The following is a 25,625-nucleotide window of genomic DNA, read 5'->3' as shown; positions in this document are numbered from 1 at the left end:
GGCTTCCCTCCGTCCCTGGGTCAGCGCACGCTGAGGTTCTGCGCGATCGTGCGGATGGTGATCTCGTCCGGCAGGTTGCCGGTGGCAAACCGGTCGTCGACGCGCAGCGACCAGACAACGTAGATGTGCCGGACGATCACGATGATCCGGTAGATGACCACATACCGCTGCCAGGCCAGGATGGTGCTGACAGCAGAGCCGCCGACCGCCGCCTCCATGGCCTTGTCCATCGTGTCCCGACCCCACAGGTCGTCCAGCGCGAGCCGGGACTTCACCCCGAGGTCGTGCAGCGCCGGGGCGATCTGGTTCGGGTCACCCGACTGGACCCGGCTGGCGAACGACTCACCCCACTTCCCGTCACGGCTGATCGCCTCGCCGATCGCCTCCTTGGAACGCTTCGCCTCCTCGGTCCACTCGATCGACGGCCGCTCCAGCCCTTCCAGATGCCGCGCCGCCGGACCGTCGGCGAACAGGATCGCGTCGGCGAGATCCACGGCCTGGTAAGCCGGGGCCGCCGCCGGTGCGTCCGCCCGCACCTGGCCGGCGTACCCGATGCCGAGCGCGACGACCGCGAACAGCGCCGCCGCCCACACCCACCGCCTTCGAACTGCGTCGATGAATACCAACTCGTTCACCCTCTCTGACCTGCGATGCGGCGACTGCCCCCTCGGCAGCCGCCTGCGATCAGGATCAGCCGGGCCGGGCGGCGACGGACAGGACCGGTTCCGGGCACACTTCGCCGTCGTAGTGGCTCTGGACGGGAAGGGCATCGACGTGCGCCACAACCCCGCCACAACCGCCGACGGTGTTAATGGAGGCTCACAGGGCAATCGAAGGAGAGGACCCGATGACACGTACGCGCTGGCGAGTCGGCAGGCTTGCCGCCACCGTCGTAATCCCCACGGCGCTGCTCGGCCTGACCCCGGCCGCCAGCCACGCCTGCTGCGACCCGGAGGACGACCGGGTACTGGTCTCCGTCAACGGCACCATCTGCTGGGAGCAGATTCCCGTCGACGTACCGGCCACCACGGCTGAGCGGGGCGGCACGGCCATCGTCACCGTGACCCTGTCGCAGCCGTTGAAGGAACCGGTGACGGTGCTGTTCCGCACCACCGACGGGACCGCGGTGGCGCCGGACGACTACCTCGCGATCGAGCAACGCCGGGTGACCATCCCCGCCGGCGCGAAGGGCATCGAGGTGCCGGTGCAGATCCAGGCCGACAACCGACGGGAACCCGACGAGTGGTTCACGGTGAGCATCTCCGACCCGTCCACCGGAACCATCGGCCAGGGCCGGGCAGAGGTCGTGATCAAGGACGGTGCCCCGCCGAAAGATCGGTAGGCACACCGAAGGGTCAGTAGGTACCCGGAGCGGCGACCGGCCGTGCGTCCCGTTCGAGACGCACGGCCAGCTCTCCCGCCTCGGCGACCGCGTTCGCCCGCCGGTAGAGCGTCACGGCGAGCCGCCAGTGCTGCTCCGCGCCGGTCCGGTCACCGAGGCGCCGCCCCAGCTCCCCGAGGTCACGTCGGACCCGCGCCTCCTCGTACGGGTCCGGTATCCGGCCACGCAGCGCCAGCGCGTGCCCCAGCTCCTCCGCTGCGGCGGCGAGGTCACCCGCCGCCAGGTACGCCTGCCCCATGTTGTGCCGGGTGACCGCCTCCAGGTGCTGATCGGCGAGGTCACGGGTGAGCAGCAGAGCGCGCCGCAGCGGGCTCGTCGCGGCGACCGGGTCCCCCTTGCGCAGCAGCGCCAGCCCGAGGCCGTTCATCGTCTCCGCCTCGTACCGGCGGTCGCCGATCGCCTGGTAGACCAGGAGCGCCCGGCCGAGATGGTCGAGCGCCTCGTCGAGCGCACCACGGCCGAGATCGGCCTCGCCGAGACTGTGCAGCACCGCGGCCTCCAGCCGGGGGTTGCCGACCTCCCGGGCGATCGCCAGCGCCTCGGCGAGGTCCGCAGCGCTGCGCTCGGGCCGACCCATCCGTACATAGGTGTGGCCGGTGTTGTTGAGTGCCAGGGCGATGCCGAGCCGGTAGCCGCTCGCGGTGTGGATCGCGAGCGCGTGCCGGAACGCGGTGACCGCCTCGTCGAACCGCCGCAACCCGCTGTACGCGGCCGCGATGTTGTTGTAGACGTGCCCCGCCCCGCGCTGGTCGCCGCTGGCCAACATCAGCGGCAGCGCCTCGTGCAGGCTGGTCAGCGCCGCGTCGAAACGGCGCGCCATGATGTGGGCGACGCCGAGCCCGCTGAGCATCAGCCCCTCGGTGGCCGGATCCCCGATCTGCCGGGCGGCGGAGACCGCGAAGCGGCACATCTCCACCCGCTCGGGCCAGTGTCCCCGCGAGTCGTAGAAACCGATCAACAGGTACGTCAACTGCCACGCGGCGGTCGGCAGGCCGTGTTCCGCCGCGTACCGGGTGATCGGCAGCAGGTTGCCCCGCTCGGCGTCGAGGAAGGCGAGCGCGGCGTGGTGTTCGGCCGGGAACGGCGGCTCGGCCGGTGGGTGGCGCAGCACCGCGGTGACCCGGTCCCGGCCCGGGTCGAGCACCCGGTTCGCGGCCGTGGCGACCGCGAGGTACCAGTCGACGATCCGCAGCACCGCGTCCTCCCGCCCCGACGCGGTCTCGTCGACGGCCGCGCACTGCTGGGCGAAGAGCGCGATCAGGTCATGGAAACGGTACTGGTCCACGCCGGTCTCGACGGCGAGGTGCGCCACCACCAGTTCGTCGACGATCCGCCGCGCCTCCTGCGGCGGCAGGTCGGCCACGGCGGCGGCGAGCAGGGTGTGGAACGTCGGGCCGGGGTGGAGGCCGAGCAGCCGGAACAGCCGGGCAGCGGGTGCGCTCAACGCCCGGTACGCACTGGCGAAGACGGTCCGTACGCTGCGCGAGCCGCCGTCGACGGTGAGCGCGTCGAGCCGGTTCGCGCCAGCCAGTTCCGTCACCAGGTTCCCGATCGTACGACTGGGCCGGCTCGCCAGCTTCGCCGCCGCGATCCGCAGCGCCAACGGCATCCGGTCGCAGAGCCGGACCAGTTCAGCCGCGGCGGCCCGCTCCCGCTGCACCGCCCCGACGCCGAGCAGCCGGGTCAGCACGGTCAGCGCCTCGTGGTCGGGCAGCACGTCGAGGCTGACCGCACAGACGGCGTGATGGGTGTTGAGCGCGGCGATGGCGCTGCGGCTGGTGACCACCAGCATGGTGCCGACGCTGGCGGGGACCAGCGGCAGTACGTCGTCGGCGGTGCCGGCGTTGTCGAGCACGATCAGGATGCGGCGGCCGTGCAGCAGCGAACGGTAGAGACTGGCCTGTTCGGTCAGCTCGGCCGGAATCCGGTCCGCCGGTACGCCGAGACTGCGCAGCATGTGCGAGAGCGCGTGCCCAGGTGGCAGCGTCGACTCCCGGTCGTGACCGCGCAGGTCGACGAAGAGCTGCCCATCCGGGAACCGGCCGGCGACCCGACGGCCCCACTGCACCGCGAGCGCGGTCTTGCCGATGCCCCCTGGACCGGAGATGAGGGCCAGCCGCAGGTCCCCGCCCGGGTCGTCGAGGAGTTGGTCCAGCAGGGAGAGTTCCGGTGCCCGGCCGGTGAAGAACCCGACCGGCGCGGGTAGCTGCATCGGTGTCGGCATCGGCGGCCCGGCCGGCGGCTCCGTACCCGTGGGCATCCCGGCGGCGACGACGCGCCCGGCGCCGGTCGGCCCGGCGGGGACCGGCGCGGCCGGTGGCCCGGTGACCGGCGCCGGTTCGGGGTCGAGGCCCGGATCACGGCGGAGGATCCGGGTGTGCAGGCGGGCCAGTTCCGGACCGGGATCAACGCCGAACTCCTCCGCGATCCCGGCCCGCAGCCGCTGGTACGCGTCGAGGGCGTCGGTCTGTCGACCGCAGCGGTAGAGCGCCAGCATCAGCAGGGCGACCAACCGTTCCCGGGACGGGTATTCGACCAGGAGACGCTCCAGCTCGCCGACCGCGTCGACGTGCCGACCCAACTGGAGCTCCGCGTCCCACCGGTCCTCGATCGCGGCCAGCCGCACCTCGGAGAGGCGGTCCACCTCCGCCGCGCCCCAACCGGTCGGCTCGGCGTCGGCGAGTGCGACCTCGTGTCGCCAGAGTCCCAGGCCCTCACGCAGCCGGGCGACGGCCCGTTCGGGCGCCCCGGCGGCCAGGGCGTCGCGGCCCCGGCGGGCGAACTCCTCGAAGCGGATCGCGTCGACCGTCTCGGGGGCCAACCGCAGCGCGTACCCGGACTCCCGGGTGACCAGCACGTCGGGAAGGCCGCAGAGGGTCAGCGCGGACCGGACCCGGGCGACGTGACTGTGCAGCGACTTGACCGCCGTACGGGGTGGGTGTTGTCCCCAGAGCGCGTCGACCAGCCGCCACTGCGGCACCACCGTGCCGGCCTTCAGTGCGAGCAGTCCGACCACGGCGCGCTGTCGCGCCCCGACGAGCAACGCGGGGCCGGCCGGGCCGAGCACCTCCACCGGCCCGAGCAGGCGAACCTGCCGCCGCGCCGGCTTGTCCCCGTCCCCGTCGGCGGCGAGCACCACCGCCGGGCTCACCCCGACCGGTTGGCCCGGGGCTGGGACGGTGGCTTCTCCGGCCGCCGACGTGCCCCCCACGGTCCCCCCTCCCGCGCGGGCGAACACGCGTCACGAAGTCGCCTCCCCCGCAGCATAGGTCCAGGCCCGATCGATGGACAGCAATTGACCTAGATCCGCCGCAAGCGTCGGCGGCCCGCCACAACCGTGGCACAACCGGGCCGCAGCCCGGGTTCCGTAGACCTGGGTTCATGCGGCACCAGACCATCCTCACCATTCCGATCACGGTCACCCGGCACAGTCGGGAACCGCTGCACGAGCAGATCGCCACGCAGGTCGGCACCGCCGTGGAACACGGCCTGCTGGCCCGCCGTGCGCAACTGCCGTCGACCCGGACGCTCGCCGCGCTGCTCGGCGTCTCCCGTGGGGTGACGACCGCGGCGTACGAGTTGCTGTTCACCCGTGGTTACCTGGAGAGCCAGCCCGGCTCGGGGACGTACGTCGCCGGTCGCCCGGCGCCACGTCAGCCGGACGGCCGGTCGGGGCGGGCCGGTACGACCCTGGACGCCCGCCGGCTGACGGGCCCTGCGGACCGGCCGGCATCCACCCGTCCTCCGGTACCGGCCGGCCGGCCCGGCGTGCTCGACCTGCGGCCGGGACAGGTCGACATCGAGGCCTGCCCCCTGCCCGCCTGGCGCGCGGCCTGGCGGCGGGCGAGTTTCCATCGGCCGCCGGCGCAGCCGTTGCCCGCGCTCGGTCTACCCGATCTGCGCCGCGCGGTCGCCGAGCACCTGGCCCGGAGCCGGGGTGTGCCGCTCGCCGGCCGGGACGTGGTGATCACCGGCGGCACGGCGCACGGGTTGCGGCTGGTGCTGGACGCGTTGGGGCTGCGGGGCCGCCAGGTGGCGATCGAGGAACCGGTACCACCGGCCCTGCACCGGGCGGCCGGCGGGGACCTGGAGCGCCCGGCCGCGCTGCCGGTCGACCGCGACGGTGCCCGTCTGGACGGGGTGGGGCCGGCCTGCCGGGCGATCGTGTTGAGCGCGGACGCCCAGGTCCCGCTGGGACATGTGCTCTCGGCGGAACGACGCCGGGCGGCGGTGGCGTGGGCGGCGGGCAGCGGCGGGCATGTCGTCGAGATCGCCTGCGACGCGGTGTTCCGTCCCACGGTGAGCCAGCTACCCCGGCTGTACGGGACCGCGGGTGCCCGGTCGGTCCTCGTCGGTGGCTTCTGCGAGCTGCTGACCCCGGCTCTCAACCTCGGGTACGCGCTGGTGCCGCGCGATCTCACCGCCACTGTCGGTCGGCTGCTCGGCGAGTACGCCGGGCAGCCCCCGTACCTGACCCAGCTCGCGCTGGCGTCGCTGCTGCGCGACGGGGTGATCGTCCGGCTGATGCACCGGCTCGGTCGCCGCTTCGCCACTCGGCGCCGGATCGTCGAGTCCTCGGTCGCCCCGTTGCGCCGGATCCGGCTCGGCGCCGCGAACGCGGTCAACACCGAGGTGCTGTACCTGCCGGATCGGCTCGACCCGCGTCGGGTCGCCGACCTGGCGCTCGCCCAGGGGGTACGGGTGGCGACGCTGTCGCCGTACCACTTCTCGGGGCGCGCCGTTCCCCCGGCGCTCGTGATCGGCTTCGGGCACCAACCGGACGCGGAGCTGCGACTGAGCATGGCCGGCCTGGTCGACGTCCTCGCCACCGCGAGGTAGCCGGCGCTTCGGGTGAGAAGCCCGTGCCGGCCGGGCCGGGATGGGCTTCACCGGCTCCCGACTCAGGCCGTGGGTGCTTCCAGCTCGAAGATCAGGCAACTGGAGGTGGCGTGCGCGATCAGCCTGCCGGTGGTGTCGAGCACCTTCGCCTCGGCCAGCGCGGTACGTCGTCCGCGTTGCAGCACCGTTCCCTCGCAGCGCAGTACGCCCGACGCGACGGTCGCCGGGCGGAGGAACTTCACGTTCAGGTCGAGTGAGGTGTAGCCGATCCCGGCCGGCAGCGTGCTGTGCACGGCGCAGCCGGCGGCGGTGTCGAGCAGGGTGGAGAGCACCCCGCCGTGCACACTGCCGAGTGGGTTGTAGTGGAACTCGTGGACCGGCATCTCGACGGTCACCCGGCCCTCGTCGGCCGTCATCCGGGTCATGTCGATCAGGTGCATCACCGGTGGTGGCGGCAACTCTCCCGCGATCATCGAGCGGAGCAGTTCGAGGCCGCTGCGCCGCCCCAGGCTCGCCGCGTTGATCGCCGGGTCGGACCAGGTGAAGGTACGGCTGCGCGGTCCCGGTTGCGCGATCTCGTCCACGGCGCCGGCCTGCTGAGTCTGAGTCACAGACGCAGCGTCGCAGGCGTTGCTGAGTCTGTCAACAAGACCTAGCCTGACGGTGTGACACCGACACCGCTGGACTGGGAGCTGGACAACTGCACCATCGCGCGGGCGATGGCGATCCTCGGCGAACGCTGGACCGTGGTGGTGCTCCGCGAGATCTTCACCGGCGTACGCCGCTTCGACGACATGCGTGAACGAACCGGCATCCCCCGGCAGGTGTTGACGAACCGGCTCACCCGACTCGTCGACCAAGGGCTGCTGCGGAGGGAACCGTACCGGGAGCCGGGTGCCCGGCAGCGCCACGAATACCGACTCACCGAGAAGGGACTCGACCTCTGGCCGGTGCTTGTCGCACTCCTGTCCTGGGGCGACCGCTACCTCGCCGACCCGGAGGGTTCCCCCCTGGTCGCCGCGCACCGGGACTGCGAGGCGCCGGTCCGGATCGAGCTGCGCTGCGCCGACGGACACGAGGTGGACACGCCCCGGGCCGTGGTGCCCCGGCCCGGCCCGGGACTCCACAGTCGCTGACCGGGCCGCGCAGCCAGCACCTCCGGCTACCGTCGTTCCGACGCCCCGGCCCGGCCGCCGGCAACCGGCCCGTCGGTCGGTTGCGGGTGCAGTGGCGGGCTGTCCACGGCGCAGTGGACCCGTACCGGACTGATCGGATCGTCGGCGCCAGACGGCACGTCCGGCTCCGCCGACTGCCGCTGACCGGGAAGCCGGGACGGGACACCGACCAGGGCGATCACGGAGCCGAGCAGCAGCAGACCGGCACAGATCAGCATGGCCACCCGGTAGACCGGTCCCAGGTCGGCGGCGTCGGTGAGGCTGCCGGCACCTATCCCGGCGGCCAGCGGCAGGACGGCGACCGCGAGCAGACCGGCCGCGCGGGCGACCGCGTTGTTGACGCCGCTGGCGATGCCGGCGTGCCGTTCGTCCACCGAACCGAGCGCGGTGGCGGTCAGCGGTGCCACGGTCAGGGAGAGTCCCAGGCCGAGCAGCAGCACCGCCGGCAGAACCCCGGTGAGATAGGACGTCCGCGACCCGACCCCGGCGAGCAGCACCAGTGCCCCGGCGCAGACCGCCGGCCCGACCGTCATCGGGATCCTCGGGCCGATGCGCTGCCCCAGCGCCCCGGCGCGCGCCGAGAGCAGCAGCATCAGCACGGTCACCGGAAGCATCGCCGTGCCCGCCGCCAGCGGACTGAACCCCACGACGACCTGGAGATTCAACACAACCAGGAAGAACACCCCGCCGAGCGCGGCGTACACGGCGAAGGTCACCAGGTTCACCGCGCTGAACGCCCGGATCCTGAAGACCTCCAGCGGCAGCATCGGGTGCGACGAGCGCCGCTCGGCGACCACGAATCCGATCATCCCGGCGACTCCGACGGCCAGGGTGACCAGCACGGTCGGCGATTGCGGCCCGGCGGTCGGCCACGCGGTGAACCCGTAGGTGAGACCGGCGAGACCCGCCGCGCCGGTGAGCAATCCGACGACGTCGAACCGGTCGGGCGCGTCCGGGTCACGCGACTCCGGTACGTGCCGGATCGCGACCAGCGCGACCACCGCCGCCAGCGGTACGTTGATCAGGAAAACCAGCCGCCAACTGGCGACCTCGACCAGCCAACCCCCGAGGAACGGCCCGAGGGCACCGGCGATGCCACCCAGGCCGGACCACGCCCCGATCGCCTTGGCCCGGTCGTCCGGATGGAACGACGCGCCGAGGATGGCGAGCGCTCCCGGGGTGAGCAGCGCCCCGCCGATGCCCTGCAGGACGCGGGCCGCGACCAGGATCTCCTCGCTCGGCGCCAGCCCGCAGAGCAGCGAGGCGATGGCGAACCAGACCACGCCGACGACGAAGATCCGACGGCGGCCGAACCGGTCACCCAGCGAGCCGCCGAGCAGGATCAGCGAGGCCAGGCTGAGCGTGTATCCGTTGACGGTCCACTGCAGGGCGGCGGCACCGGCGTGGAAGTCGTCACCGATCCGGGGCAGCGCGATGTTGACCACGGTCGAGTCGACGAAGGCCAGGCCGGAGCCGAGCACGGTGGCGAGCAGCACCCAACGGCCGGCGGGTTGGCCGTACCGGACCAGGCCGCCGACCTGGTCGTCGCGGGTCGGGTTCATCGCTGCTCCTTCGGTACGGGCCTCCCAGGCTAGTCCTCGCCGATCATGGCGTCTGCCAGGGCGTATACCGCGTTCGCGATACGTGCTCGTGCCGGTTCTACGGATGCTGGCACTCTACGGAATCCTCCGGCTACCCATTGCTCTCGACGGACGACCGCCACAGAATGTGTCGAGTCCGCAATCCGAAGTGGACAGACACTGGGAGGAACCGTGCCCCGTCGCAAGCTCATGCTCCGTCGGACCTTCGCCATGGTGGCGGCAGCCGCCGGTGTTGCCACCGCCCTCGTCGGCCCCGCCTCACCCGCCCAGGCCATCCCGGTCTGCAAGGCCGGATACCAGTGCACGTACATCTACTACAGCTCCGCCACCTTCGAGACGGTCGTCGGTGGCCGGACCAGGTTCTGCGACGGCACCACCGACTCGTTCGGCATCACCACCCGCTGGCTGGAACTGGCCAGCGCACAGTGCCCCGAACCCCTCTGACCGACGTCAGCCACGCGGCGGTGGCCGCCGAACCCCGTCGGGTCCGACGGCCACCGCCGTCACGTCACGCCAGCACTCCGGTCAGATCCCACCCGCCCGGGTGCCACAGGACGAGGCCGTCGCGAGCACCACGTCGTACGTCAGCGTGAAACCGGCGTCGACCCTCTGCTGCTTGACCTTCGGGGTCCAGCCCTCCCGGCTCACCACCACCTGGTACGTGCCGGCCGGCAGCCAGTACACGAAACGCCCCTGGGCGTCGGCCCGCAGCGTGTAACCGGTCCTGCCACCCGTACCGGCGAGGTTGAACCGGACGGTCGCCGGCAGCGGCAGCCGCTGACCTGCGCAACTCTGGCCGGTCACCGTTCCCTGGATCTTGCCCCAGTCAGCGGGTGCGGCGACTCCGACATTGACGTCGACCGTCGGCACCGGATAAGGGCTGTCCGCCCGGAACCCGATCTGGGCCCGGTAGGTGCCGGGCTGGTCAATGCCCGCCTCGGGCGTCGCGGTCAGGGTGAGCGTGATCGTCTTCGACGCGCCCGCCGCCAGGGTGAAGCTGGCCGGCGTCGTCTGGAGCCACGGCGCGGCTGCCGTCGAGCAGTCGCCGAATCCGCTCAACCGCTCGGACTCGCTGGTGACCGTGGCACCCAGGGCACCACCGATCTTGTACACCCCGCAGGCCATCGCGCCCCGGAAGGCCGCGACCTGCGCGTTCGGCAGGTCCCGCCAGGCTTGGCTGGCCGGGTCGTACGCGATCGTCCGGTTGGTGACCGCACTCGAGTTCGCGGTCACACCGCCGGACACGATCAGCATCTCGCCGGCCACGGTGGTCTGCGAACCCCACAGATCGATCGGCAGGTCCGGCAGCCTCGTCCAGGCGTCGGCGGCCAGGTCGTAGCCGTAGGTGTCCCGGTAGGTCTGCGTGGAGATGCCACCGGCGCAGTAGACGCCGCTACCGATGGCGCCACAGGAGGCGTACGACACGGCCACCGGGTAGTCGGCCCCGGTGGTGAAGGTACGGCTGCTCGGGTCGAAGGTCACCAGGTCCCTGGTGTCGGTGCAGTCCGCGTCGGCACAGCCACCCACCATGATGATCTTTCCATCCACCACGGCGGTGCCGGCCGCTGCCCTGGGCGCCGGGTGGAGCACACCGACGAGCGTGCTCCAGGTGCCCTGCTGGGGATCGAAGACGTCCACCGAGGGAATCAGGGAGCCCTCGGCGGACCAGCCACCGAGCACGTAGATCTTGCCGTTCACCGCCGCCGCCGACGCCTTGGCCCGACCTCTGGGCATCTCGGGCAACCCGCTCCACACATTGGTGTCCGGGTCGTACACCCAGGTGGAACGCTCCGATCCGCTACCCGAGCCGCCACCGACGGAGTAGACCTTGCCACCGAGGTTGACGGCCGAGTTGTCGGAGATCTGTGCCGGGGCGTTGGCGATCCGGCTCCACGCGGGGTCGGTCGCCTGCGGCTCGGCGTTCGGGGAACCGGGAGCCGACCCCCCGGTGCCGGCGGAGGGGACTGCGTGAATGCCCTTGGAGATGCCGGAGACCCGCCGCTCGACCAGCGGTGCCGCCTTCGGGGCGAGCACCTCGAACTGCCCGGCACGCTGTAGCGCCTCCACCGTCGCCGGTGCGCTGCCGGTGTTCTTCAACGTGATCGAGGTGCTCCGGGTGCTGCCGTACGGCTGGTTCGCCTCGACGGTGGTCTGGCTGACGGTGATCCGCCCGGCCTTGAGGGCGAAGTTCGCCTTGTTCACCCGGTCCGGTTCGATCGCGAATTCGCTCCGCACCGCCTGGTACGGCCGCAGGTTCGCCTCGAACGGGTGAGGCCCGGTCAGGGTGGAGAGGAACCAGTAGAACCCGTCGGAGATGTTCGGATCCTGCGGCGTCGCCGTGGTGACCGCCCGCTCGGCCGACGCGTCCGGGCTGGCGACGGTGACCCCGTTGAGTCCGGCACCGGTGTTCTTGTCGGTGACGAACCCGGCGACCAGGCCGGCCGGGGTCGGCGTGCAGGCCCGATTGATCAGCTCGACGTTGTCGACCCCCCACCACCAGCCGAAGTTGGCGCTGTAGCGGAACCGCACCCGGACGTCGGCCTGGCCGGCGGCTGGTTCGAGCGGAACCAGTTCCTGGACCGGGCCGCGCCGGTAGTCGTCACCGTGCCAGACGTTCGTCCAGGTGGTACCGCCGTCGGTGGAGACGTCGACGTCCCCCATGTCGTCCGTGGCGGTGGCGTAGAGGTCGCTGTTGAACCGCAGATACGGCGCACCGATCCCGGTGAGGTCGAACGTCGGGGAGATCAGATCCGTGTCCTGGCGGGCGTCGAGACCCTGACGGATGCTGTCGACCATCGCGAAGTTACCGCTACCGCCGGTCGAGTTGCCCCGGTTGCCCGGGTCGTCGAAGGCCCAGCCGGGAGACTCGGTGCGGTTGACCACGGACCAACCCGCCGGCACCCTGGTGCCGTCGAAGGTCTCGGTGGCGAACAGCGGCGCGGTGAAGCTGCCCGAGTAGCCGGCGGCGGTGCAGCCGTGGTCGACCGGGACCTTGATGTTGACCGTCTTCGCCACGTCTGCCACCGGCACGGTGCTGGTGACCTTCCGGTATCCGGAGTATTGGGCCGTGGTGCCGAGGGTGTACGCGGTGTTGGCGGGCACGGTGAACGAGTACCTACCGGTGACCGGGTCGGTGAAGACCGGGCCGCCGGGCCGTCCACTGACGTCGATCCTGGCGTAGAGCGGCCAGCCGTGGCCGGAGCCGTCGGTGACCCGACCCGAGACCGTCACCATCGGCTGCGCCGCCAGCGCGAAGTTCTCGGTGAGTGAGCCGCCAACGACCACGGTCACCGCCACGGTCCGGCTCGTGTAGCCGTACGCGCTCGCGGTCAGCGTGTGCTCGCCGGGCGGCAGGCTCAACGTGTAGTCGCCATCGGTCCCGGTCACCCCGTGCGGTCCGCCGGTCGTGATCGTGACCCCGGACAGGGGCTCGCCGGTGGCCGCGTCGGTGACCCGACCGCTGATTCGGCCGACGTCGCCGCGCGGCGCCTTGAGCACCGCCTGATACGCGTTGAGTCGGCCCTCGCCGAAGACGTTGTTGTTGGCGGCGGTACCGCCGCACTCGGTCGCGTCGACGTCGGTGGCGGTCTCGCCGAGCAGCTTCTCGGTCGCGGCGAGGTCACGGCGCAGACTCGGCGCGGCGGACCAGATCAGCGCCACCGTCCCGGAGACGTGCGGGGCCGCCATCGAGGTGCCGCTGATGGTCGTGTACCCGCTGCCGGGCCAGGTGGACCGGACGTCCTCGCCCGGCGCCGAGATGTTCGGCTTGATTCCGCCGTCCGCCGAGGAGCTACCCCGGCTGGAGTACGAGTAGACCTGGTTGGTCGCGTTGAAGCCACCGACCGCGTACGACCCGGGGTAGTCGCCCGGCGAGTTGGCGGTGTTGCAGGCGGGACCGGAGTTGCCGGCGGAGAAGACCGCGAAGATGCCGGCCGCGCGCCAGGCGTCGACGACCTGCTTGTACCACAGGTTGCCCTGGCCGCCGCCCCACGAGTTGTTGACGATGTCGGGCCGCAGGTCCGGGCGCGGGTTCTGGCCGTTGCGGTCGGTCGGGGCCAGCATCCACTGGCCCGCGTTGAGCAGAGAGGCGTCCGAGCACCACGAGCCCTCGCACGCCTTGGCCGCGATCCACTTCGCGCCGGGCGCGACACCGGTCTGGTTGCCGGCACCGTCGTCGCCGACCATCGTGCCCATGGTGTGGGTGCCGTGGCCGGAGGTGTCGCACGGTGTTTCTCCGGTGCAGACACCGGAGGGGTCGTACCAGTTGTAGTCGTTGGTGAAGGTCCCGTCGCCGTTGTTTCCCCGGTACTTGCCGACCAGGGCCGGGTGGTCGTACTGGACGCCGCCGTCGATGTTGGCGACCACGATGCCCTCACCCCGGTCACCGAACTCGTCCCACACCCGGGGCGCCTCGATGTTCGCGATCCCCCACTCGGCCCCGGCCGCGCCGGCCTTGGCCGTGGTGTTCCCGGGCGCGGGCCTGACCACCTCGTACGTCCGCACCGGGTCGATTCGGGCCACCTCGGGTCGGGCGGCGATCGCCTCGACCAGAGCCCGGTCCCCCTCGACCCGCAGGGCGTTCGCGATCCAGTACGACGTGTACCGCGCCCGCTTGGTGTTCAGCAGGGCACGCAGGCCCGACTGGGTACGATCAGCGGTCCCGGTCAACTGGCGGTGCACCTCAGCCGAGCGGGTGTCGGCGTCACGGAGCTTCGCCGCCGCGTCCAGCTTGGCCCGCTCCTTCAGGTAGACCATGAAGGTCGTACCGCCGGTGCCGGACGATTCCCTGAGCACCTGGCTGTCGACCGGAGCCGAAGCCGGGGCCGCGACGGCGACCACCGGCTGGGCCGTGAAGCCGAGGACGATTGCCGCCGCGATGGCGACCGCGGGTCGGAGCATCCGTCCCGCGCCTCGACGTGTGTGTCGTGCTGACAACTCTCCTCCAGTCCAGCGGCGCCCGATGGGATCGTGGCGCCGGCATCGACGGGGCCGGGATGTCCGGTACCGCCGGGACCGGTGCTCGGCCATCCACGGCCATCCACACCGGACCCCGGTCATCCTCTGATCAACAGCACCCAAGATCAATACGTCAGGCCCGGAAGTTGAGTCGAACCGCAGGCGGAACCGACGGGCCTACCGAGGCCCGAGTCCGGTCCTTCCGTCGAGCAGCTCACGGGCGATGTCGAGGTGACCCGCGTGGCGCGCGGTCTCCTCGATCATGTGCAGGACGATCCGCCGCATATCCGTGATCTCCGCCCCGAACGGATCAGGGTGACGTCCCACCGGCGGCGCTGACAGCGGCGTGGACGCGAGCACGGCGTCGGAGCGCTCGCACTGGGCCCGGTAGAACGCGAAGACGACCGCCGGTGGCCGAGGAGTGGTCAGTGGCGCGTGGTCGTCATCGGGCCACTCCAGCGGCTCGACGGAACCGGCGGCGACTTCCTGGAACCAGTGCCGCTCGGCATAACCGAGGTGCTCGACCAGACCCAGCGGTGTCCAGCCCGAGGGCAGCACCACAGTAGTCAGGGCCTCGGCGTCGAGGCCGTCGACGATCGCCAACACGCTGGCACGCTGCGCCTCCAGGAACATCGACAGTGCGTTCTTCTCGGTGTCGTCCACCCGGCCCACGCCCCTCCCCGCTCAGAGTTTTTGAACCGCGGCAGGATCTCAGACGGCACTGACACTTCTCACTGCCGGCACCGCCCGGCGCGGTCCGCTCGGGCGATCCGATCCGCTGATCGACGACGCTGGGTAATCCAGGTCGGTTCCAGGAACCGTAGGGCCGCGCTCGCTACCGTTTCCTCGCTGGCGAACCCGAGGGGAGACGCGGTGCCGATGTCCGCTCTGACCACGGAGGCGCCGAGTGGCCTCCGGCCCCGCCGCCCGCTCGCCACCCTCGCCCCGGTGGTACTCGCGGCACTGGTCGCCGCCGGCGCCGTGGTGGTCCACCGATTCACCGGACAGTTCTGGTGGGATCTCGCGGCGTACCGCACCGGCGCCTCGGCCGCCGCGACCGGGGACGGGAACCTGTACGACGCCGTGGTCCGGGGCACGGACGGGATCGAACTGGGATTCACGTACCCGCCGTTCGCGGCGCTGCTGTTCCAGCCGCTCGGTCACCTCGGCGTGGACGTCGGAATCGGGCTCTGGACCTTCGCCTCGGTCCTGGCGCTGCTGACCGTGATCCGGGGGAGCTGGCGGGCGAGCGTACCGACGACCGGGTCGGCGACGCTGCCGGTGCTGGTCGCCACGGTGGCCGCGCTGCCGCTCTTCGCGGTCTCCGGGCACCTCCAGGCTGGGCAGGTCGGCCTCTTCCTGATGCTGGTCGTGCTCCTCGACCTGACCGGCGATCCCAGTCGCCGCTGGTACGGGCTCGGCGTCGGCGTCGCCGCCGGGATCAAGCTCACCCCGCTCATCTTCGTGCTCTACCTGGTCGCGACCGGTCGTTGGCGAGCCGCCGGTACGGCACTGGCCGGGTTCCTCGCCACCGTGGCGGTCGGCTTCGCCTGGCATCCCGCGGACTCGTCCCGGTTCTGGGGCGGCGCGCTGCTCGACTCGTCCCGGGTCACCGGCGACCCCCGTACGATCCTGAACCAGTCGTTGCACGGCGCGCTCGCCCGACTCGCCGACTCGGCCGACGTCCAGGGGGTGTGGCTCCCGATGGCGGCGCTGGTCGCGGTGGCCGGCGTCGCCCTCGCCGCGTGGTGTGCCCGGTCCGGTGACCACCTGCTCGGAGTGCTCACCTGCGCGACGACCGGCCTGCTGGTCTCCCCCGTCTCGTGGCACCACCACTGGGTCTGGTGGGTGCCCGCGCTGGTCCTCCTCGCCGGGCGCTCGTGGTCGGTCCAGAGCCGGCGAGGGCTCGCCGTCGCCGGTGCGGTCTGGCTCGTCCTGGTCGCCTCCACCAGTTGGGTGCTCGCCGGCTTCCAGGGCTGGGACCTGCACTTCCACGGGCCCGCGCTGGTCTACAGCAACCTCTACGTACTGCTCGGGCTCGCCGCGCTCGGCTACCTTCCGTTCCACCTGCGTGGTCGGTCCCGGATCGGTGCGGTATGACCGAACGCCCACCGTCGCCGAACGTAGTCAAGGTTCCGTCCAGGGTCGGTCCAGAAGAAAGCCCCGCCCGATCGGTAACGTCACGTCATGTCCTTGGCAAGCACGGGTACGGTCGCCGGCACGACGCCGCCGCCCCGGTCCCGACCCGGTCCGTGGAGGGCCGCGTGACGGTCACCGCACCACAGGCGCCGACCGGTCCGGTCGAGCAGCCGACCCGACCCCGGCGCGGCTGGCGCTGGTGGCTCTACTCGACCCTGGTCGCCGCCGGGGCGCTCTGGCTGACCTTCACCGTGGCGCACCTGGTGCTCAGCGGCCGGTGGTGGCTCTGGCTCGCGGTCGACGCCATTCCGCCGCTGCTCTTCCTGGTCGTCCCGGTGGTGCTGGCCGTGGGCGCGGCGCCGTGCCGCCGGTCGCGACGGCCGGTGGCGCTGCTCGCCGCCGCCGCGCTGCTGCTGGGCGCGGCCCAGTCCGGGGTCAACGTACGGGCCTGGGGCGGCGGCGACGGCCCGGCCCCGGCGGACGCGATCCGGGTCTTCTCCTGGAACACCGGCTACTGGGACGAGGGCGGCGAGACCGAGGCGCTCTACCGCCTGCTACGGGAGGCCGACGCCGACGTCTACCTGCTCCAGGAGTACTGGTACGCGCAGACGCCGGAACCGCTCGACCCGGCGGCGAGCCGACTGCGCGCCGAGTTCCCCGGCTTCCACGTCGCACTCGTCGGAGAACTCGTCACCCTCTCCCGTTTCCCGATCCTGCGGCAGACCCCACTGGTGGCGCCGGACATGCCCCCACCGGCGGCCGGCTCCACCGACCACTGGCTGTACAAGACCCTCCGTACCGACCTGGACCTGGGTGACGGACGGGTGCTGTCGACGTACAACTCGCATCTGCCGGTGCAGTTGTCGCCCGACACCGGCCCGTTCCACCCGGACTTCTACCGAGTTCTTCGGGAGCAGCACCGTCAGCGGGAGCCGCAACTGCGGGCGCTGACCCGGGACGTGGCAGCCAACGACAATTTGGTCCTGCTCGCCGGCGACCTGAACACCAGCCCTGCCATGGGTGACCTGCGGGAGCTCCCGGGAGGGCTGCGCGACGCCAGCTACGCGATGCGCTCGCTGTATCCGGCGTCCTGGTCCGACCTTCCCCCGTGGCCCCGGCTCTGGCGGCTCGACTGGGCGTTCGTCTCGCCGGGTGTCCGGGTCCACTCCTACCGGTTCGGCTCGGCCGGTGGAATCTCCGACCACCGCGCACAGGAACTGGTGATATCGCCGGGCTGACCTCGGACGGGCACCCCCAATTCCTTTCCGGGTGTCGCGGAGATCGCCGTCACCGTGTCGCTCCACATCGGATAGCGACACGGAATTGGACGTGCGAAATTGTCGTACGCCGGGCCGCGTACAGAAGTCCGAACACCGCTCGACGAATACATTTACGGCCATTGTTTTCCGGCCGCGTCGGCGCTAGCCTCGATTTGTGCGAGTGTCGGTGGTCATTCCGAATTACAACAAGGAAAAGACGATCCGGGCCTGCCTGGCGGCTGTCCACACGCAGACCCACGCCCCGGCCGAGGTGCTCGTCGTCGACGACGCCAGCACCGACCGGTCACGACAGATCGTCGCCGAGTTCGACTGCACGCTGGTCGGCCTCCCGACCAACATGGGCGTCTCCGCGGCGCGCAACATCGGGGCGGCGCGGGCCGCCGGGGACGTGCTCTTCTTCGTCGACTCCGACATCGCGTTGGCGCCGGACGCGCTCGCGAACGCGTTGCGGGTCCTGCGCGAGCATCCCCACTGTGGGGTGGTCCAGGGCATCTACGACCTGCACCCACTCTTCCCGGACGGGCCGGTCGAGTCCTACAAGACGCTCTTCGAGCACTTCTGGCGGCGCCGTGCCGCCGGGTTGACAACCTCCACCATGTTCGCCCTGACCGCCGTACCTCGAGAGGTGTTCGAGCTGGTAGGAGGCTTCGACGAGGGGTTACGCGACGCCGAGGACATCGAGTTCGGCACCCGGCTGCCGGCGACGTACGAGATCCGGATGAGCGACCAGGTGGTCGGCCGGCACGACGACGTGGACCGGCTCTGGCCGTACGTGTCCGAGCTCTACCGCCGGGCGCTGACCTACGCCGACGCGGTGGTGGTGGCCCGGTGGACCCCGCGACCGGCGGCCGACCCGCCCGGCGCGGCCGCCCAGACCGGTCGTCGGGACGACGGGCGGACGCCGCACCGGATCGACCTCGGGGCCGTCGCCGGCATGCTGGCCTGCTCGCTGGCGGTCGTCACCGTCCCGCTGGCCCTGTTCTCCCCCTGGCTGCTCGCCGTGCCGCTCGGGCTGCTGGCGGTCTTCCTCACCGCCGACCGCGAGCTGCTCAACTTCGCCCGACGCGAACGCGGGCCCGGTTTCCTGCTCTTCGCCGCGGTGATGCGCATGCTCACCCACCTGACCGAGTTCGTCGGCCTGACCGTCGGGGTCGCTCGCGCACTCGCCCGCCGGGCCCGTCCCGGTCGGTTCCGGCCGATGGCGCCGGAGCCGCAGCGATGAGCGCCCCGGGCAGGTTCGGCTGGTGGCGGCTACTGAACCAGGTGCTGGTCGTGGTCTTCGTGGTCGGGCTGGCGATCGGCCTGGTGCTGTTCGTACGCGACCAGGACTGGGCGCCGGTGCGGGCCCTGGCGGCCCAACTCGACCCGGTGCAGGTCGGAGCCGCCCTGGTCGTCGCGGTCCTGATCAACGCGTCCGGGCTGTTGCTCGGGCTCGTCTCCTGGCGGGCCCTCTTCGTCGACCTCGGTGCCCCGGTCGGCCGGTGGACCGCGTACCGGATCTTCTTCGTGGGTTTCCTCGCCAAGTTCGTACCGGGCCGGTTCATCGCCCTGCCGGTGCTGCTCCGGCTGGGCAAGCAGATCAACGTGGGGCCGGTCCGGCTCGCCGGCGTCTTCGTGCTGAGCTGGGCGGTCGTCGCGCTGACCGGCATGACGGTCGGGCTCGCCGCCGGGCCGGCCCTGCTCGGAGGCAGCGCCGCCTGGATGCTGCTCGCCACGGTCCCACTGGTGATCCTCTTCGCCCGGCCGCACCTGCTCGACCGGGGGCTCACCGCCGCGAGTCGGCTGCTGCGGCGGCCACCGCCGCAGGTCAGCGCTTCGTCGACCGGACTGCGTCGGGCGATCACCTCGCAGTCACTGTCCTGGGTGGTCTCCGGGCACCACCTCTGGCTCCTCGCCGTCACCGCCGGCGCCCCGCCGGTGCGGTCGTACCTGATCTGCGTGGCCGGGTTCGCCGCCGCCACGGTCGCCGGCCTCCTGGTCATGGTCGTCCCGGACGGGCTGGGCGTACGGGAGGCCGTGCTCATGGTCGGCCTCGCGACGGTGATGCCGGTGTCGATCGCCACCCCGGTGGTGCTCGCCAGTCGACTGGTCTGTGCCCTCAGCGAGGTCGCCATCGGTGCCGGCGGCCTGGCGTTGGCACAGTACATGCACCGTCGCCACGGTGCCGTACCCGATTCGGCAACCGGGGCGACCCGTTCCGTACCCGATCCGTCCGTCACCTGAATCACGTCGAGGAATGTCGGTGATCCCATGCCCAAAGGACTGTTCCATGCCCTGTCCCGGCTGACCAGAATACCGGTACGGATATTCGTCCGCCCCAATCGCAGAATCAACGCGGCAATGTGGGACACCCAGTACGCATTGGGGCTCTGGAACTATCTCGACGGCATGTCCGACGGCACCGTACCGCTGTCGCTCATCGAGTCGTGGGCACCCCGACCGACGATCCTGGACCTCGGCTGCGGCACCAGCGCCAACCTGCCGTTGACGCCGGGACGGTACCGGCATTACCACGGGGTCGACATCAGTCGTAAGGCGATCGCGCAGGCGCGAGCGCTCGACCGGCCGGACACCTCGTTCGAGGTGGCGGACATCCGCCACTTCCGGTCCACCGACCGCTACGACGCGATCCTGTTGCGCGAGGTCATCTACTACCTGTCCGAGACCGAGTCGGTGGCGCTGCTGCGCCGACTGCCCGAGCTGCTCACCCCGCGTGGACGGATCGTGGTGCAGGTTTACGACGTGTCCCAGACCGAGGATTTCGTCCGCCTGATCCGGAGCTGTGGCCTACCTCTGGTGGCGGAGCTCCCGACCCGGCTCGGCGACGGGCCGGCCGGTGCCCTCTTTGTCCTCGCGGCCCCGTCCCAGGCCACGAACCCGTCGCCCGGGGAGCTGACCGGCGAGGCCGCGCGGTCCTGATCCCCGCTGTCCCGGAGTGACCGGTCACACCGTTGCCCCGGAGTGGCCGATCACCCGGTCAGACCGAGACGCGCCGGTCCCACCACGGGCGTACCGCGACCGGCTCACTCCGCAGCAACCTACGGTGCAGGTCCTGCAACTGGTGTCCGGGCTCGACGCCGAGCCGGTCGGCCAGGGTGACCCGGGCGTCCTCGAAGGCGGTGAGCGCCTCCGCCCGGCGCGAGGTCTGCCCGAGAGCGACCAGGAGCAGTTCCCAGAGCCGCTCCCGCATCGGCTGCTCGGCCAGCATCCAACGCAGCTCCGAAATCAGGTTCTCGTCGTCGCCGAGCAGCAGCCGTACGCCCGTGGTCTCCTCGACGACGTCCTGGCGCAGTTCGGTCAGGCGGATCCGCTCCGCCTCCGCGAGTGGTCCGGTGGCCTCCTGCAACGCCGGTCCGGACCATCGCCCCAACGCCTGTTGGAACAGTCCGAGCGCCTGCGGCAGGTCGGCCTGGGCACGGGCGGCGCGGGCCAGCTTGATGTCCCATTCGAAGCGGGTGATGTCGACCGAGCCGTCCGGGATGTCGAGGGTGTACCCGGGACGGGTGGAGCGCAGCACCCGGGCGAGCGCGGGTCGGCGGCCGGGGGGTTCCAGGACCCGGCGCAGCCGTCCGATGTACGTGTGGACCATGTTCTCCACCGAGTTCGGCCGGCGCCCGATCCAGATCGCGTCCACGATCTGCGCTACCGACATCACCATGCCGCTGCGCAGCGCGAGCACTGCCAGCACCTCCCGTTGCCGGGGCGTCCCGAGGTAGAGATTCACTGCGCAGCGCTCGGCCCTGATCGGCCCGAGGAGCGAGATCGAGAGGTCATCGTCCGGCATAGGTCTCTCCCACTCATGCTGTCGACCGCGTGGCCCGGCTTCCCAACGGTTGCGGCACTGCTCCGGTGGGGACCGCTCCAGCGCACTCACCGGCTACCGACCGTCGCCGGGGATGACGAACCGCAGCCCGCGGCCGAGTAGTCGGGGCAGCACGGTGTCGAGGGCTTCGACGGTCTGTGAACGGTCTCCCCCGCCGTCGTGGCAGAGCAGCACCTGACCGGAACGGCCGCGGGACAGGGAACGGATGATCCGGGAGACGCCCGGGCTGCGCCAGTCACTTGGGTTAACCGTCCAGTCGATTGAGGTCAGCCCAAGATCCGCGGTGGTGCGTAAGACGTCCGGGGACCAGTTGCCACCGGGGGCTCGGAACAGCACCGGGCGCAGACCGACCGCGTCCTCGATCTCGACCTGGGTCCGGGCGATCTCGGCCCGCAGCCGGGGCCGCGCGAGCGCCGCGAACGGCTGCGGGTGCGACATCGAGTGGTTGCCGATGGCGTGCCCGGCGGAGACGATCCGGCGGACCAGCTCCGGCCGCTCGCGTACCCGGTCGCCGATGAGGAAGAAGGTGGCCCGGACCTGGTGCCGGTCCAACAGGTCGAGCATTCGGGGCGTCCACTCGGGGTGCGGACCGTCGTCGATGGTCAGGGCCACCCCCGGGCCCGGCACACCGAACGCCGGCCAGTGGCGGCCGCCGACCGTGGCCTGACGACGCAGGAACTGCTGGCCCCGGACGGCGAAGAACAGATAGTGCAACGCCTGCGCGGAGAGGTACGCCCAGGGCGGGGCGACACTGTCCGGAGCGGTGTTCATCGGCGCGGCTCCACCGGCGCCACCCGGGTCGGGCCGAAGTCCCGGTCCGCCAGGTGCCGGAGCCCGCCGACCGCGGCCCCGGCGACGACGCTCAACTGGACCAGCAGATGTACGCCGTAGAAGAACACCGCGAAGCCGGGGCCGCGTTGACGCAGGACGAATCGCAGTAACGCCGGTTCGGCGACGGCGAAGAGTCCGAAGAAGCCGAGCGGCAGCAGCAGGAAGAGCGGGTCGACCAGAACCAGTGGCACGGTGAGCGGCACCAGCAGGGCGGTCAGCAGACCGGCCGGGGTGTTGGCGCGGATGCCGGCGGGGCCACGCTCGGCGAGGGCGACCGGGACCAGCAGTTGCGAGCGCCCGAACTGCTTGCGGAGAAGCTTTCCGAGGTGGCTGTCGTCGTCGTGTCGGCAGACCACGGTGTCGGTCAGTACGGTCGCGTACCGGCCGGCGAGCCGGTCGCCGAACTCGACGTCCTCGGACGCGCGCAGGTTCTCGTCGAAGAGGCCGACCTCGTCGAACGCCACTCGACGGGTCACGCAGACCGCGAAGAGCGTGGTACGCACCCGGCCGACGTTACGCAGCCGCCAGTGGTGGCCGTGCAGCAGCCGGTACGCCTCGACCGGCCCGTCGTCGAACATCGGGCGGAGCGCGTAGATGCCGTGGACGCAGGCGACGTCGGGTTGGTCCCGGAGGATGGCGAGGGCGTTCTCCAGCGCGTCCGGCTCCGGGGCGCAGTCCGAGTCGACGAAGAAGAGCAGCTCCCCGCTGCTGGCCCGGATTCCCCGGTTCCGTCCGGCGGCGGGCCCGCGATTGCGGTCGGAGACCAGCAGCCGGCACGGGAACTCCCCGGCGATGGCCCGGGTCTCGTCGGCGCTCGCGTCGTCGACGACGATGACCTCGGTGACCGGATGTCGCTGTGCGTAGACGGCCTCGAGGCATGCCCGCAGCGTTTTGGCACTGTTGTACGCGGGGATGATGACCGACACCGTCGGACGCATGATCAAAACCTCACCAGGGCGGGGGTGAATGGTCAGGACATTGACGCATCGAAAACGATCGTGCCGCGACCACGCTATCGACCCGGTTTCACACTGGCAAGCGTTGCCTTACGTAGTCAAGGTTCCGTCCAGGACCGGTCCAGAAAAGATTCCGGACCGAACTATAGCGTCGCAGTATGTCCAATTTGGTCAGCCTCGACGATTGCGACCGGCTCACTGTTCGTGAGGTGCATGACCTCTATCGGCGATACGTGAACTCCAGCCAGGTCAGCCTCATGACCTCCTTCGGGTTCGGCCGCGAATTGGTCGATCACGCGGAGGGCGCGTACCTGGTGCTGCACGACGGGCGGCGCATCCTCGACCTCACCGGTGGTGTCGGCGTACTCAACCACGGGCACAACCACCCCCGCATACTCGCGGCTCGGCAGCGGTTCGCCGAGCAACGGCGGATGGAAGTGCACAAGACGTACTTTTCGCCCTACCTGGCGGCGCTCGGGCACAACCTGGCCCAGCTGCTCCCCGGCGACCTCTCCATGTCATTCCTGCCCAACTCCGGCGCGGAGGCGGTCGAGGGCGCCGTGAAGCTCGCCTACAAGTACCACGGCGGCCGGCGCCAGAAGATCCTCCGGGCCGACTGCGGATTCCACGGCAAGCTGCTCGGGTCGGGCGGCCTGACCGGTCAACCGCAGTTCGCCTTCCCCACCATTCCCGGCATTGTTCCTTTTACCTACGGCGACCTGGAGTCGGTCGAGGCGGCGGTGTCGGCGCATCCCGATGACGTTTACGCGTTGATCGTCGAGCCGTTCAGCGCGTCCACCATACAGTGGTGCGACGAAGAGTTCCTGCGTGGAGTCCGTGAGCTCTGCAACCGGCATGACATTGTGCTCATCTTCGATGAGATTTACACCGGGTGGGGCAAGACCGGCAGCCTGTTCTATTTCATGCGCTACCCCGGTCTGGTGCCGGACGTACTCACCACGAGCAAGTCCTTTGGCGGCGGGAAGTCGTCCATTTCGGCCTTCGTCGCCCGGCAGCCGATCTTCCGCAAGGCGTACGACAACCTCACCGACGCGCTGCTACAGAGCACCAGCACCACGTACTACGGCATGGGCGAGGAGTGCGTCACCGCGCTCGAGGCGATCAACATCGTGGTGGAGGACGACTACCCGGGGCGGGCCCGGGAGTTGGAACGCGTACTCGAACCGGCCCTGCACCGCCTGGCGAAGGAGTTCCCGGACGCGGTCGGGCGGGTGGCCGGCGCCGGCGCGCTCTGGGGCGTACACATCGACGGTGGGCCGAAGATCCTCGACCTGGTGGCCCGGATCGCCCCCGCCGGCATGGCCCGCGACCCGCGATTCAAGGCCAAGCTGGTCACCTGCGCGGTGATCAACGCGCTCTACCAGGACCACCAGATCTTCACCTACTACACCCTCAACGGACTCAACCCGCTGATCCTCGGCCCCTCGCTGGTCACCGAACCAGCCGACGTGCAGCGCGCCACCGACGCGCTCGGTGAGGTCCTCAGCCACGGCCTTACCCGGCTGGTCACCCGGTTCGTCGCACAGAAGGTGGGGTCGTCGCTGTGGTGATCACGATTACCGGGGCCGCCGGCATGCTCGGCGGCCGGCTGGCCGAGCGGTTCGCCGCCGACGGACACGAGGTACGCGGGGTCGACCTGCGCCCGGGCCCAGGGGTCAGCGTGGTCGGCGACATCCGCGACGCGGCCGTGATGGCCCGCGCCGCCACCGGCGCCACCACCCTGATCCACTGCGCCGCCGCCCTGCCCAGCTACCCCACCAACGAGATCCGCTCGATCACCGTGGACGGCACCGAGAACGTGCTCGGCGCGGCACGTCGGGCCCGGGTACGTCACCTCGTCCACATCTCCTCCACCGCCGTGTACGGCCTGCCGAAGGTGGTGCCGACCCCCGAGGAACACCCCCGCGCACCCGTCGACCCGTACAGCGCGGCCAAGGCCGCCGCCGAGCAGGTAGCCGAACGTCACCGGGCCGACGGGGCGCTGGTGTCGATCCTGCGCCCGAAGACCTTTCTCGGTCCCGGACGGATGGGACTGTTCGCCATGCTCTTCGAGTGGGCCGAGGAGGGACGCAACTTCCCCGTCCTCGGCCGCGGCGACGTACGCATCCAGATGTTCGCCGTGGAGGATCTGGTGGACGCGGTGGTGACCGTGCTGCACGCGCCGGACGAGGTGGCGAACGACACCTACAACCTCGGGGCGGAACGGTTCGGCACCCTGCGCGAGGACTTCCAGGCGGTGCTGGACGCGGCCGGGCACGGCAAACGGGTGGTGTCGTTGCCGGCCCGCCCCGCGCTCGCCACGCTCGGCCTGCTGGAACGCACCCGGCTCTCCCCGGTGTACGGCCGGTTGCTGCACAAACTCATGGGCGACTCGTACGTGAGCATCGACAAGGCCCGGCAGCGTCTCGGCTTCTCGCCCAAGTTCTCCAACGCCGACGCGATCCTGCACACCTACCGATGGTGGCGGGAGGAGCGGCACCAGGTCCCACCGGACGCGTCCGGGGACGGGACGGGCCGCGCCACACAGCGGGGGCGGACCAGCCGTGATCCCTGGCGGCAGGGTGCCCTGGCCTTCGCGAAGATCTTCTTCTGAGCCGGGGGC

The 25,625-nt window shown here is 71.1% G+C and carries 20 protein-coding genes; 11 read left to right on the top strand and 9 right to left on the bottom strand.

The features are described 5' to 3' along the window. Window positions 1-20: 20 nt before the first annotated feature. Window positions 21-635, bottom strand: a complete 615-nt coding sequence (locus BDK92_RS32145) for a sporulation delaying protein family toxin (RefSeq protein ID WP_147457194.1) — start codon at window positions 633-635, stop codon at window positions 21-23. Between the two features lie 212 nt (window positions 636-847). Here BDK92_RS32145 and BDK92_RS32140 point away from each other — a divergent pair, with 212 nt between their 5' ends. Then, the gene (locus tag BDK92_RS32140) at window positions 848-1,342 is read left to right on the top strand and encodes a Calx-beta domain-containing protein (protein WP_170208766.1); all 495 of its coding nucleotides are present in this window, start codon (window positions 848-850) and stop codon (window positions 1,340-1,342) included. A 13-nt stretch (window positions 1,343-1,355) separates the two neighbouring features. Here the strand turns inward: BDK92_RS32140 and BDK92_RS32135 are convergent, their stop codons facing one another. After that, window positions 1,356-4,538 (bottom strand): AfsR/SARP family transcriptional regulator, encoded by a 3,183-nt coding sequence (locus BDK92_RS32135; protein WP_211349707.1) that lies wholly within the window; start codon window positions 4,536-4,538, stop codon window positions 1,356-1,358. A 245-nt stretch (window positions 4,539-4,783) separates the two neighbouring features. On the opposite strand from BDK92_RS32135, the gene BDK92_RS32130 reads away from it, so the two are divergent. Further along, window positions 4,784-6,241, top strand: coding sequence for an aminotransferase-like domain-containing protein (locus tag BDK92_RS32130; protein WP_121160114.1), 1,458 nt, complete (start codon window positions 4,784-4,786; stop codon window positions 6,239-6,241). Between the two features lie 62 nt (window positions 6,242-6,303). Here BDK92_RS32130 and BDK92_RS32125 read toward each other — a convergent pair whose 3' ends face one another. Further along, on the bottom strand, window positions 6,304-6,852 hold the full coding sequence (locus tag BDK92_RS32125; RefSeq protein ID WP_246017365.1) for a PaaI family thioesterase: 549 nt from the start codon (window positions 6,850-6,852) through the stop codon (window positions 6,304-6,306). A 54-nt stretch (window positions 6,853-6,906) separates the two neighbouring features. On the opposite strand from BDK92_RS32125, the gene BDK92_RS32120 reads away from it, so the two are divergent. Continuing rightward, a complete protein-coding gene (locus BDK92_RS32120; RefSeq protein WP_121160113.1) occupies window positions 6,907-7,377 on the top strand; it encodes a winged helix-turn-helix transcriptional regulator in 471 nt (156 codons plus the stop codon). Window positions 7,378-7,403: 26 nt separating this feature from the next. Here BDK92_RS32120 and BDK92_RS32115 read toward each other — a convergent pair whose 3' ends face one another. Continuing rightward, window positions 7,404-8,978, bottom strand: a complete 1,575-nt coding sequence (locus BDK92_RS32115; protein ID WP_121160112.1) for an MFS transporter — start codon at window positions 8,976-8,978, stop codon at window positions 7,404-7,406. Window positions 8,979-9,188: 210 nt separating this feature from the next. Here BDK92_RS32115 and BDK92_RS32110 point away from each other — a divergent pair, with 210 nt between their 5' ends. Then, window positions 9,189-9,461 (top strand): DUF6289 family protein, encoded by a 273-nt coding sequence (locus tag BDK92_RS32110; RefSeq protein ID WP_121160111.1) that lies wholly within the window; start codon window positions 9,189-9,191, stop codon window positions 9,459-9,461. Between the two features lie 81 nt (window positions 9,462-9,542). Here BDK92_RS32110 and BDK92_RS32105 read toward each other — a convergent pair whose 3' ends face one another. Both BDK92_RS32105 and BDK92_RS32100 read right to left on the bottom strand, forming a co-directional pair. Continuing rightward, window positions 9,543-13,916 (bottom strand): S8 family serine peptidase, encoded by a 4,374-nt coding sequence (locus BDK92_RS32105; protein ID WP_121160110.1) that lies wholly within the window; start codon window positions 13,914-13,916, stop codon window positions 9,543-9,545. Between the two features lie 234 nt (window positions 13,917-14,150). Then, window positions 14,151-14,645: a DinB family protein gene (locus tag BDK92_RS32100; RefSeq protein ID WP_211349441.1), complete on the bottom strand. Its 495-nt coding sequence runs from the start codon at window positions 14,643-14,645 to the stop codon at window positions 14,151-14,153. A gap of 207 nt (window positions 14,646-14,852) precedes the next feature. Between BDK92_RS32100 and BDK92_RS32095 the strand changes: the two genes are divergently transcribed. The 5 genes from BDK92_RS32095 (at window position 14,853) to BDK92_RS32080 (ending at window position 20,311) form a co-directional block, all read left to right on the top strand. Continuing rightward, window positions 14,853-16,073: a glycosyltransferase 87 family protein gene (locus BDK92_RS32095; RefSeq protein WP_121162769.1), complete on the top strand. Its 1,221-nt coding sequence runs from the start codon at window positions 14,853-14,855 to the stop codon at window positions 16,071-16,073. A gap of 164 nt (window positions 16,074-16,237) precedes the next feature. After that, window positions 16,238-17,350, top strand: a complete 1,113-nt coding sequence (locus tag BDK92_RS32090) for an endonuclease/exonuclease/phosphatase family protein (protein WP_170208765.1) — start codon at window positions 16,238-16,240, stop codon at window positions 17,348-17,350. A gap of 196 nt (window positions 17,351-17,546) precedes the next feature. Next, a complete protein-coding gene (locus BDK92_RS40600; RefSeq protein WP_246017364.1) occupies window positions 17,547-18,614 on the top strand; it encodes a glycosyltransferase family 2 protein in 1,068 nt (355 codons plus the stop codon). Then, window positions 18,611-19,615 carry a lysylphosphatidylglycerol synthase domain-containing protein gene (locus BDK92_RS40595; protein WP_246017363.1) on the top strand — a complete coding sequence of 335 codons (1,005 nt, stop codon included), beginning with the start codon at window positions 18,611-18,613 and terminating at the stop codon, window positions 19,613-19,615. The genes BDK92_RS40600 and BDK92_RS40595 overlap by 4 nt, the downstream gene beginning before the upstream one ends. A gap of 27 nt (window positions 19,616-19,642) precedes the next feature. Further along, window positions 19,643-20,311, top strand: a complete 669-nt coding sequence (locus BDK92_RS32080) for a class I SAM-dependent methyltransferase (protein WP_121160108.1) — start codon at window positions 19,643-19,645, stop codon at window positions 20,309-20,311. 58 nt (window positions 20,312-20,369) lie between these two features. On the opposite strand, the gene BDK92_RS32075 is transcribed toward BDK92_RS32080, so the two are convergent. The 3 genes from BDK92_RS32075 to BDK92_RS32065 all read right to left on the bottom strand — a co-directional run bounded on the left by BDK92_RS32075 (window position 20,370) and on the right by BDK92_RS32065 (window position 22,984). After that, window positions 20,370-21,176 carry an AfsR/SARP family transcriptional regulator gene (locus tag BDK92_RS32075; protein ID WP_121160107.1) on the bottom strand — a complete coding sequence of 269 codons (807 nt, stop codon included), beginning with the start codon at window positions 21,174-21,176 and terminating at the stop codon, window positions 20,370-20,372. A gap of 93 nt (window positions 21,177-21,269) precedes the next feature. After that, window positions 21,270-21,986 (bottom strand): polysaccharide deacetylase family protein, encoded by a 717-nt coding sequence (locus BDK92_RS32070; RefSeq protein WP_121160106.1) that lies wholly within the window; start codon window positions 21,984-21,986, stop codon window positions 21,270-21,272. Further along, window positions 21,983-22,984 carry a glycosyltransferase family 2 protein gene (locus BDK92_RS32065; protein WP_121160105.1) on the bottom strand — a complete coding sequence of 334 codons (1,002 nt, stop codon included), beginning with the start codon at window positions 22,982-22,984 and terminating at the stop codon, window positions 21,983-21,985. The genes BDK92_RS32070 and BDK92_RS32065 overlap by 4 nt, the downstream gene beginning before the upstream one ends. Window positions 22,985-23,259: 275 nt before the next feature. Here BDK92_RS32065 and BDK92_RS32060 point away from each other — a divergent pair, with 275 nt between their 5' ends. Then, entirely contained in the window at window positions 23,260-24,573 is a 1,314-nt protein-coding gene (locus tag BDK92_RS32060; protein ID WP_211349705.1) for an aspartate aminotransferase family protein, read from the top strand. Next, on the top strand, window positions 24,567-25,616 hold the full coding sequence (locus tag BDK92_RS32055) for an NAD-dependent epimerase/dehydratase family protein (protein ID WP_121160103.1): 1,050 nt from the start codon (window positions 24,567-24,569) through the stop codon (window positions 25,614-25,616). The genes BDK92_RS32060 and BDK92_RS32055 overlap by 7 nt, the downstream gene beginning before the upstream one ends. Window positions 25,617-25,625 lie beyond the last annotated feature (9 nt).

The organism is Micromonospora pisi, from assembly GCF_003633685.1.
Classification (GTDB): Bacteria; Actinomycetota; Actinomycetes; order Mycobacteriales; family Micromonosporaceae; genus Micromonospora_G; species Micromonospora_G pisi.
Note: the sequence above shows the minus strand (reverse complement) of the source record. Positions and strands in the feature narration are given on the sequence as shown.

What these genes read in the sequence shown, in the direction of transcription:
- BDK92_RS32140 (WP_170208766.1), top strand. Translation starts at nt 848, where the DNA reads ATGACACGTACGCGCTGGCGAGTCGGCAGGCTTGCCGCCACCGTCGTA.
- BDK92_RS32130 (WP_121160114.1), top strand. Translation starts at nt 4,784, where the DNA reads ATGCGGCACCAGACCATCCTCACCATTCCGATCACGGTCACCCGGCAC.
- BDK92_RS32115 (WP_121160112.1), bottom strand. Translation starts at nt 8,978, where the DNA reads ATGAACCCGACCCGCGACGACCAGGTCGGCGGCCTGGTCCGGTACGGC.
- BDK92_RS32105 (WP_121160110.1), bottom strand. Translation starts at nt 13,916, where the DNA reads ATGCTCCGACCCGCGGTCGCCATCGCGGCGGCAATCGTCCTCGGCTTC.
- BDK92_RS32095 (WP_121162769.1), top strand. Translation starts at nt 14,853, where the DNA reads ATGTCCGCTCTGACCACGGAGGCGCCGAGTGGCCTCCGGCCCCGCCGC.
- BDK92_RS40595 (WP_246017363.1), top strand. Translation starts at nt 18,611, where the DNA reads ATGAGCGCCCCGGGCAGGTTCGGCTGGTGGCGGCTACTGAACCAGGTG.
- BDK92_RS32080 (WP_121160108.1), top strand. Translation starts at nt 19,643, where the DNA reads ATGCCCAAAGGACTGTTCCATGCCCTGTCCCGGCTGACCAGAATACCG.
- BDK92_RS32075 (WP_121160107.1), bottom strand. Translation starts at nt 21,176, where the DNA reads ATGCCGGACGATGACCTCTCGATCTCGCTCCTCGGGCCGATCAGGGCC.
- BDK92_RS32070 (WP_121160106.1), bottom strand. Translation starts at nt 21,986, where the DNA reads ATGAACACCGCTCCGGACAGTGTCGCCCCGCCCTGGGCGTACCTCTCC.
- BDK92_RS32065 (WP_121160105.1), bottom strand. Translation starts at nt 22,984, where the DNA reads ATGCGTCCGACGGTGTCGGTCATCATCCCCGCGTACAACAGTGCCAAA.
- BDK92_RS32060 (WP_211349705.1), top strand. Translation starts at nt 23,260, where the DNA reads ATGACCTCCTTCGGGTTCGGCCGCGAATTGGTCGATCACGCGGAGGGC.